This is a genomic window from Cupriavidus sp. 8B (assembly GCF_054589115.1).
Genome location: NZ_BAAILO010000485.1, coordinates 60457 through 69294, shown reverse-complemented (window position 1 = coordinate 69294; position 8838 = coordinate 60457). Strand labels below are relative to the sequence as shown.

General features: G+C 64.3%; 6 protein-coding genes. 4 read left to right on the top strand and 2 right to left on the bottom strand.

All coding sequences use genetic code 11. The annotated features are described in order from the left end of the window. Positions 1 to 329: 329 nt before the first annotated feature. The 4 genes from ACYP5B_RS45100 to ACYP5B_RS45085 all read left to right on the top strand — a co-directional run bounded on the left by ACYP5B_RS45100 (position 330) and on the right by ACYP5B_RS45085 (position 5719). Positions 330 to 845: a sigma-70 family RNA polymerase sigma factor gene (locus tag ACYP5B_RS45100; protein ID WP_459573909.1), complete on the top strand. Its 516-nt coding sequence runs from the start codon at positions 330 to 332 to the stop codon at positions 843 to 845. Then, entirely contained in the window at positions 829 to 1821 is a 993-nt protein-coding gene (locus ACYP5B_RS45095) for a FecR domain-containing protein (protein ID WP_459573908.1), read from the top strand. Before ACYP5B_RS45100 ends, ACYP5B_RS45095 begins: the two co-directional genes overlap by 17 nt. A 353-nt stretch (positions 1822 to 2174) precedes the next feature. After that, positions 2175 to 4502 (top strand): TonB-dependent siderophore receptor, encoded by a 2328-nt coding sequence (locus ACYP5B_RS45090; protein WP_459573907.1) that lies wholly within the window; start codon positions 2175 to 2177, stop codon positions 4500 to 4502. Then, on the top strand, positions 4502 to 5719 hold the full coding sequence (locus ACYP5B_RS45085) for a PepSY-associated TM helix domain-containing protein (RefSeq protein ID WP_459573906.1): 1218 nt from the start codon (positions 4502 to 4504) through the stop codon (positions 5717 to 5719). Before ACYP5B_RS45090 ends, ACYP5B_RS45085 begins: the two co-directional genes overlap by 1 nt. A 63-nt stretch (positions 5720 to 5782) precedes the next feature. Here ACYP5B_RS45085 and ACYP5B_RS45080 read toward each other — a convergent pair whose 3' ends face one another. Then, on the bottom strand, positions 5783 to 8068 hold the full coding sequence (locus ACYP5B_RS45080) for a xanthine dehydrogenase family protein molybdopterin-binding subunit (protein ID WP_400097672.1): 2286 nt from the start codon (positions 8066 to 8068) through the stop codon (positions 5783 to 5785). Continuing rightward, a complete protein-coding gene (locus ACYP5B_RS45075) occupies positions 8065 to 8580 on the bottom strand; it encodes a (2Fe-2S)-binding protein (RefSeq protein WP_400097671.1) in 516 nt (171 codons plus the stop codon). The genes ACYP5B_RS45080 and ACYP5B_RS45075 overlap by 4 nt, the downstream gene beginning before the upstream one ends. Between the last annotated feature and the right edge of the window lie 258 nt (positions 8581 to 8838).

Genomic DNA, 8838 nt, shown 5'->3' with positions numbered 1-8838 from the left:
GCCGATGATAGTGCGGATACCCGTGTGAAAGTAGGTAATCGCCAGGCTCTCCCTTGAAACCCCCCAGTACGCAAGTACTGGGGGGTTTTGCTTTTGCGCGATCGAAATGCGCAGCGTATCAGCCAGTGTTGCTGGCTCCCGTCTCTCCAGGCCAACCTCCCTCTAAGCCGACGTTGCCTGAGCATGTGCCGGCCGACACCATCCGTGCCGGCACCGGGCATGGCGAAGCACGAAGCCGGTAGATTCAAACCAATCTCGTCATAAACTCGGTATAATTGAGAATTATTCGCATTTGATTCTCAGAGGCTTGACGCCAGATTGCTCGAACCATGTCAGCGCCCGAAACCCCGATCCAGCCAATCGAAGTCCTATACAGCGAGCACCATGGCTGGTTGCGGGGCTGGCTGCGCAAGAAACTGGGCAACGTCTTCGATTCGGCGGATCTTGCGCACGACACCTATGTGCGTGTCATGGCCTCGGGCAACACGCCGCAAGCGGATCAGTCACGCCGGCATCTGACCCAGATCGCGAATGGCCTGGTCATCGATTTGTACCGCCGCCGCCAGATCGAAGCGGCATATCTGGATGCCATCGCGCTGCTGCCGGAAGCGAAAGTGCCTTCAGAAGAGACCCGGGCTGTGGTGGTGGAGGCCCTGATCGAGATCGACGTTATCCTGCACGGCCTGCCAGGAAAGGCGCGCCTGGCCTTCCTGCTATGCAAAGTGGACGGACTGAGTTATCGGGAAATCGCCGAGCGTCTCCACGTTTCGGTGTCGTCGGTCGAAAAGTACATCGCTGCCGGACTACAGGCCTGCTACCAGGCAATGTATGAGCTTCCCAACTGACAAGATGCGGCGGGAGTCCGCCCAAGCCCCCGTCGATCCCACCATCATCCGACGGGCCGCCGAGTGGATGGCCCGCCTCTGGTCCGGGGATGCCACTGACGCCGACAAGGCAGCCTGCGCCCAATGGCGCGCCGCACATCCCGACCACGAGCGTGCATGGAATCGCCTGCAGGTCATGGAGGGCAAGCTCGATAGCGTGCCCCGCGAGATCGCGAGGCAAGCGCTGCTTAAACCGGCGGTCGCTGGGTTTAGGCGACGCCGGGTGTTGCAGGTACTGGGATTGGTCGCCGCGGGTCGCCTAGCCTATTCGGTGCGCGAGTCCGACATCTGGCACGCCGCCGTCTCGGATCACAGTACACGGATTGGTGAAATCCGCGAAATCGAATTGCCCGACGGTACCCGCGTCGTTCTCAACACCGATACGGCCATCGACGTGCGCTATGACGGGCAGGAGCGCCGGGTAATCCTCTATGCGGGCGAGATCCTGGTCGCGACCGCTCGCGACACGGCGATGGTCCACCGCCCATTTCGGGTGCAAAGCCGGCAAGGCTGTGTCCAGGCGCTTGGCACCCGCTTCACGGTACGACAGGACACCGATGTCTCACGTGTGGCCGTGTTCGAAGGCGCTGTTGACGTACACCCCGCGCGCGCCACTGATGCCGTCAGGGTGAGTGCCGGGCAACGAACGGTGTTCTCCGCAGATCAGGCCAAACCTCCTGTTGCAGGGCAGGAGAGCGCTGCTGCATGGGCCAGCGGCACGCTGGTGGCAGACAACATGCTCGTCGCGGATTTCCTGGCTGAACTTGGCCGCTACCGGCCTGGCCTGCTGCACTGCGACCCGTCTATCGCCAGCCTTAGGGTGACCGGGGTGTTCTCGTTGCCTGACACCGACCGGGCGCTGCTCAACCTGACCTTGGGTTTACCGGTCAAGATTATCTACCGGACGCGCTACTGGGTGACCGTTCAGGCGAGGTAGGCACGCCGGCGCCTCGCGCCAGGCGTGGCGAGGGCCATGGCCTGATGGCGCTCGGTTCGTCATTCCGCCCACTGTTACAAACTTTTTGGGGATTGGCATTGCGGGTTTTGCCTTCTCGTTCGGAAGACGTAATGAGCAACACAAATCTTCCGAACTGAAAGGCCTTCACCATGGCATGTCGCCAAAAACAGAATCAGGCTTCACAACTGGCACGCAGGGCTGGCCGCCGCGCCCCTGCGCTCCAGATAACGACCACCGCCACAGCGGTCCAGGCGGCACTCTTGATGGGGCTGGCGCTTGGCGTCCAGGCTATCGCGGCCCCTTCAGCACATGCCCAGCCGACAGGTCAGCGCATGGCGGAACCCAAGCGCGTCTACAACATCCCGGCCGGCTCGCTGGGCCTGGCGCTGACAAGCTTTGCCAGAACGGCGGGCGTGGAATTGTCGGTGGACGCTGCGCTGATTCAAGGCAAAGCCAGCGGGGGCCTTGCAGGGAGCTTTACGGTACCAGATGGATTTGCAGAACTGTTGCGCGGGCAGGGACTGCAAATCGTTCGCGGGGCCAACGGCACCTACTCTTTGCGGGCTGGCCCCGCAGCGGCTCCCACCGCGACCGAAGCGAACGCCTCGACATTGCCCGTGGTAACGGTGATGGCCAGTGCAGGGCAGGAGAGCGCCTGGGGGGCGGTGCACGGCTATGTTGCCAGGCGCAGCGCCACCGCCACCAAAACCGATGCGTCCTTGCTAGAGGATCCGCAGTCCGTTTCCGTGATTACGGCCGATGAAATAGGGGACCGAAAAGCGGAGTCGCTGGATGAAACGCTGCGCTACACCGCAGGCGTCACCCCCAACCAACGATCCCTGGGCAGCGATGATTCCTCCTTGTTGCGCGGCTTCACGATTGAGGACACAGGGATCTTTCAGGACGGGCTTCGCAATTCAGGGCGCACCTTTGCTACCGCGATCGAGCCATACGGGCTTGAACGCGTGGAGGTGCTGCGCGGGCCGGCGTCTGTCCTATATGGACAAGTCCCCCCGGGCGGCCTGGTCAACGTCGTCAGCAAGCGCCCGACCGCGGAGACCATTCGCGAGATCGGCGTGGAGTACGGCAGCTATGACCGCAAGCAAATCAAGGGCGATTTCGGCGGCGCGATCGATGCCCGGGGTACCTGGACCTACCGGCTCACGATGCTGGGCAGGGAGTCGAACACCCGGCTGGACCATGACCAGGACAAGCGGCTGTACATCGCCCCTGCGTTGACCTGGCAGCCCAGCGCTGACACCAGGCTGACATTGCTGGCACGCTACCAGAAGGACAATCAGCAATACGCCTTCCCCAATCAACTGCAATCCCCGGGATCGCTGGGGCAGGTCAATCCAGGTGTCAACATCACCGGCTACGACAATCGTTTTGATCGTACCAACAAAACGATCGGCTACGAGTTCGAGCACCGGTTCAATGACACCTGGTCGGTGCGGCAGAACCTGAGATACAACGATCTCAACAATGACCGGACGGACCTTTTCCCGACTGCCTTGCAGTCCGATGGAAGAACCATTGACCGTTACTTCTGGCCAGTCAAGACCCAATCCAAGAGCCTCTATGTGGATACGCAGGTGCAGGCACGCTTTAGCACCGGGCCCTTGGCGCACAGCGTACTGCTCGGGGTTGACTATGCCAGGATACGCAATACCGACAGCTATCCCTATGCTGTGGGATTCGTGGACCCCATCGATCTCTACAACCCTGTCTACGCCAGGCTGCCGCTGTTTCCCGCTGACAACCCGACCCGTCAAGACACGCCCTCGCGGCAGATCGGCCTGTACGCACAGGACCAGCTCAAATGGGATCGCTGGGTGGTGACCGCTGGATTGCGGCACGACAACGTGCAGCAATCCAGCAGCACGACCTCCCTGGGCACCGGCGCGAGCACCGTCGGTTATGACCAGTCCGCGAATGCGATGACCGGGCGCCTGGGTGCCGTGTACCTCTTCGATTCCGGGTGGGCCCCCTATCTCAGCTATGCAACCTCATTTGCGCCGGAGATTGGTACGAGCGTCTCGGGTGCGCCGCTGACGCCCTCGCGCGGCAAGCAGGTCGAAGCAGGCGTGCGGTATCAGCCTGCCAACAAGAAGAGCATTTACACGCTGGCGCTGTTCGACCTGCTTCGGCGGAACGTGACGACCGCCGCGCCGGGAAATCCGGGCAGGGTGCTCCAGACGGGAGAAGTGTCATCGCGCGGCCTGGAGCTTGAGGCACGCACGGAGCTGACCCGCAATTTCAGCGTCATTGCGCAATACACGTATCTCGATACGGACATCACGAAGAGCAACAATGGCGACCAGGGATTGCCGCAAAAGGGAGCGCCCAAGCACAGCGCGTCTGCCTGGGGTAAGTACGCGTTCACGATCGGGGACTCGTTCCGGGCGTTCACGGCGCTGGGGGTTCGCTATCTCGGGAAAATGCGCTCCAATTCGGATGGCGGAAACAACAACCTCACGAATCCGAGCCTGACCCTTTGGGACGCGGCAGCGGGGGTTGAGCGCGGTCCCTGGCGCCTTACGTTCAACATCAACAACCTGCTGAACCGGCAGGCCTTGTATGACTGCGGCTATCTGCCGGGTGTTTGCTATCGCAGCGCGGAGCGCACTGTCAACGTCAGTGCAGCGTATCGGTTCTGATGCGGACGGCTCTGGTCGCGCTGCATCGCTACGTTGGCCTGGTGATGGCTGGCTTCCTGCTCATCGCCGGGCTGACCGGCAGCCTGCTGGCGTGGGAGCACGAGCTGGACGACATGATCAATCCAGCGCTGTTCCGCGCCGAGGCGCCGGCACCTGGCGCGGCACTGCTGGATCCTTTGGTGCTGCGCGAGCGGGTCATGCGGCAATATCCGGATGCCAGGATGCCATACGCGCCGCTTAAAGTGGAGGAGGGGCGGTCTGTCGCGTTCTTCCTGCAGGCAGCGCAGGCCGCGGAACTGCCGAACGACGAGGTCTTCGCCAACCCATATACGGGAGCCGTGCAGGGCGAGCGCAAATGGGGCGACATCCGCCAAGGCATGAAGAACGTCATGCCATTCATCGAGCGGCTTCACTACTCTCTTGCGCTGGGGACGGTGGGCACTTACGCCTTCGGCATCGTCGCGTTGCTGTGGTCCCTGGACTGCTTCGTGGGCGCCTTCCTGACCTTTCCCGCACGCATGCGCAGGCCTGCGGGCAGAGGCGTGAAGGCAAGCGGCACATCCTGGCTGGCCCGCTGGCACACGGCGTGGACCGTGCGCTGGCATGGTGGCAGCCACAAGCTGAATTTCGACCTGCATCGCGCAGCAGGCCTGTGGACTTGGGCCATGCTCTTTGTCCTCGCCTGGAGCGGCGTCTCGTTCAATCTCGTGGAGGTCTATGAGCCGGTGATGAAGGCCGTCTTCGCGCACCAGCCGGGCGATGAGATGCTGGTGACGCCTGCGAATGCCCGGTCAGAGCCGGGCCTTGCCTGGGACGAAGCCCGCGAGGTCGGCCAGCGCCTGATCGCGCAACTGGCTCGGGCGCAGGGCTTCACCGTGATCGAGGAAACCGGCTTGTTCCATGACAGTGCCTTGGGCGTCTACCGCTACACGGTGCGAAGCAGCCGGGACTTGCGCGAGGATGGCGGCCTGACGACCGTGGTGTTCGATGCCGGGACTGGCATGCAGGTGGGTTCCTGGCTGCCCACCGGCGCAGCCAGCGGCGACACGATCCGGAGCTGGATCTCCAGCCTGCACATGGCCACGCTCTGGGGGCGGCCGTTCAAGGCCTTCATGTGCGTCTTGGGATTGTTGGTAGCCATGCTCAGTGTCACTGGCACGGTGATCTGGGTGAGAAAGCGCCGCGCCAAAGCGAAGGTGAAAGCCAGACGTGCCTGAGGCCAAAGGCATTGCAGCCGGCAAATCGCGCCGGCTGCAATGCCCCGCGGTTCAGGCTCAGGCTCAAGCCTTCTTCAACTGCTCCCGGATCGGCAGCGCGCGGATGCGCTTGCCGGTTGCCGCAAAGATCGCATTGCACAGCGCGGGCGCAATGGTCGGCACGGCCGGCTCGCCAACCCCCCCGAGCGGTGCGTCGAACCTGCCTGGCACCAGGTGCACATGGATCTGGCGCGGCGCCGACGGCGCGCGCATCACCTCGTACTGGTGGAAGTTGTCCTGCTGGGCACGCCCGTCCTTGAAGGTGATCTCACCCGTGGTGGCCAGGCTGATGCCCATGATGCAGGCGCCTTCCACCTGCGAGCGGATGCGATCCGGGTTGACCTGCGCGCCGCAGTCCACCGCCATGTCGATACGCGGCACGCTGATGCTGCCGTCATCGGCCACCACCACCTCGATCACTGCCGCCACGTAGGTCACGAAGCTGTAGCAGACCGCCAGCCCCAGCCCGTGCCCCTTCGGCAGCGTCTTGCCCCAGCCGGCTTCGCGCGTGGCCAGTTCGATCACGCCGCGCAGGCGGCCGGTATCGAGCGGATACTGCTGCGGCGATTCGCCGTAGTTCCAGGTGTCGGACAGTTGCGTTGGATCGATGCGGCGGTCAGGGCCGAGCAGCGCCAGCAGGTAGTCGCGATGGTCGCGCCCGGCCGCCGTCGCCAGTTCGGCCGCGAACGACTGGACGGCGAAGGCGTGGGGGATGTTGGACACCGAGCGGAACCAGCCGATGCGGGTGTGGGCTTCCACCTCGGGGTTTTCCACGCGCACGTTGGGGATGTCGAACGGCATGTTCACCGCCGACATGCCGAGTTCGAACGCGGCTTCGTTCTTCGCGCCGGCCACGAAGGTCGACGTGATGGTGGAAGCCGCGGTGCGATGCAGCCACGCCTGCGTCTTGCCGTCGGCGCCGAGCATGGCTTCCATGTGCTCGACGGAGACGGTGTGGAAGTAGTCGTGATGCAGGTCGTCGTCGCGCGTCCACGTCACCTTGACCGGCTTGCCGCCCATGGCCTTGGACAGCAGCGCCGCCTCGGCGGCGAAGTCCGGCTTGGACTTGCGGCCGAAGCCGCCGCCCAGCAGCGTCACGTGTACCGTCACGTCCTCCGGCTTCAGGCCGAGATGCCCGGCCACGGTTTCGCGCGTGGCCTGCGGCGCTTGCACCGATGTCCAGACTTCGCACTTGCCATCGGCGATGCGTGCGGTGGCAACCGGCGGCTCCATCGTGGCGTGCGCGATATGCGGCAGGTAATACTGCGCGGTGATGCGCTTGCCCGGGCCGGCCAGCGCGGCCATGGTATCGCCCTGGTTACGCACTACCTTGCCGGGCTGGCTCGCGGCTTTCTCCATCGTGGCGCGGAACGCGCCGGACTCGTAGCTGGCATTGGGGCCATCGTCCCAGCGCAGCTTCAGCGCCTCGCGGCCCTTGATGGCCGACCAGGTATTGGTGGCGATCACCGCCACGCCGCCCAGCGGGTGGAACATGGCGGGCGCAGGGCTGCCGGCCAGCTCGACCACCTGGATCACGCCAGGTACCTTCAACGCCTGCGTGGAATCGACGCTGGCGAGCTTGCCGCCGAACACCGGCGGGCGCGCGATCACGGCGTACAGCATGCCATCCAGCCGCACGTCGATGCCGTATTGCGCGCGGCCAGTGGCAATGTCGTGGCCATCGATGCTGCGCGTGCTGTCCTTGCCGATATAGCGGAACTGGGCCGGATCCTTCAGCTTGAGGCTGGCGGTCGCCGGCACGGACAGGCGCGCGGCATCCTTTGCCAGCGCGCCGAAGCCAAGGCTCTTGCCGCTCGGCACGTGGACCACGGCATGGTTGCGTGCCTGGACTTCGCTCACCGGCACATTCCAGCGCGCAGCCGCCGCTGCTTCCAGCATCATCCGGGCGCTGGCGCCCACGCGCCGCATGGGCTCGAAGAAATGCCGCACGCTGCGCGAGCCGTCGGTGTTCTGGTTGCCGTAGCGGATCTCGTCGCCGGGTGCCTGCACCACCAGCACCTGCGCCCAGTCGGCTTCCAGTTCGTCGGCCACCACCATCGGCAGGCTGGTGCGCACGCCTTGCCCCATCTCGGAGCGGTGGCAGACGATGCTTACCTTGCCATCTTCGGCAATGGAGAGGAACACCAGCGGGCTGTCCACGGCGCCGCCGGGCATGCCGTCGCGGCCGTATTTCTTGGGCTCATCGGCTGCCAGCACGATGCCGTCCAGGCCAACGGTCAGCGTCAGGCCGGCGAGGGCTCCCATGCTCTTGAGCCAGGTGCGGCGCCCGGCGGATTGCAGGTTGCTCATTGGGTGCTCCTCTTGCCGGTCGACTGGGCAGCCGGCTTTGCGGCCGGCTTGGCAGCTACGTTCGATTTGGCAACGTGCTGGATGGCGGCGCGGATACGCGTATAGGTGCCGCAGCGGCAGATGTTGCCGCTCATGGCGCCGTCGATGTCTTCTTCGCTCGGGTGGGGGGTGGTGTGCAGCAGGGCCGTGGCGGACATCAACTGGCCCGCCTGGCAGTAGCCGCACTGCGGCACGCCGAATTCCTCCCATGCCGCCTGCAAGGCCTGCCCGATCTTGTCAGCCGACAAGCCCTCGATGGTGGTGATCTTCTTGCCAGCGACCGCCGAGATCGGGGTCACGCAGGAGCGGATCGGCTGGCCGTCCAGATGCATGGTGCAGGCGCCGCACAGGGCCATGCCACAGCCAAACTTGGTGCCGGTCAGGCCGAGGTGATCGCGCACGGCCCACAACAGCGGGGCGTCGTCGGGCAGGTCGATCTTTTGCGGCTTACCGTTGATCGTGATGGTTCTCATGTTTTTGGGGGGAGATGGTGCAACGAGGAAGGGGGCTGGCGGACGAGCCAGGTGCCTGCGCTGCTATGCGCAAGGCGCATTGTGATCCCGGCGGCAAGCGTGCGGGAATGGCGGTGTCGGGATTTGTTAATTCCAGGAAATGGAATTGTGGCGTGGCGGGAGGGAGAGTGCAGGGCGGGGCGGGGGAGGGAGGCGGTCTTTTATGCTAGGGGAAATGTCATGCCGTGACACCGCATCTCAGGCGGTGTCGCGGCGGGC

Coding starts and splice junctions, on each gene's coding strand:
- ACYP5B_RS45075 (WP_400097671.1), bottom strand. CDS start 8,580: ATGAGAACCATCACGATCAACGGTAAGCCGCAAAAGATCGACCTGCCC.
- ACYP5B_RS45095 (WP_459573908.1), top strand. CDS start 829: ATGAGCTTCCCAACTGACAAGATGCGGCGGGAGTCCGCCCAAGCCCCC.
- ACYP5B_RS45085 (WP_459573906.1), top strand. CDS start 4,502: ATGCGGACGGCTCTGGTCGCGCTGCATCGCTACGTTGGCCTGGTGATG.
- ACYP5B_RS45090 (WP_459573907.1), top strand. CDS start 2,175: ATGGCGGAACCCAAGCGCGTCTACAACATCCCGGCCGGCTCGCTGGGC.
- ACYP5B_RS45100 (WP_459573909.1), top strand. CDS start 330: ATGTCAGCGCCCGAAACCCCGATCCAGCCAATCGAAGTCCTATACAGC.
- ACYP5B_RS45080 (WP_400097672.1), bottom strand. CDS start 8,068: ATGAGCAACCTGCAATCCGCCGGGCGCCGCACCTGGCTCAAGAGCATG.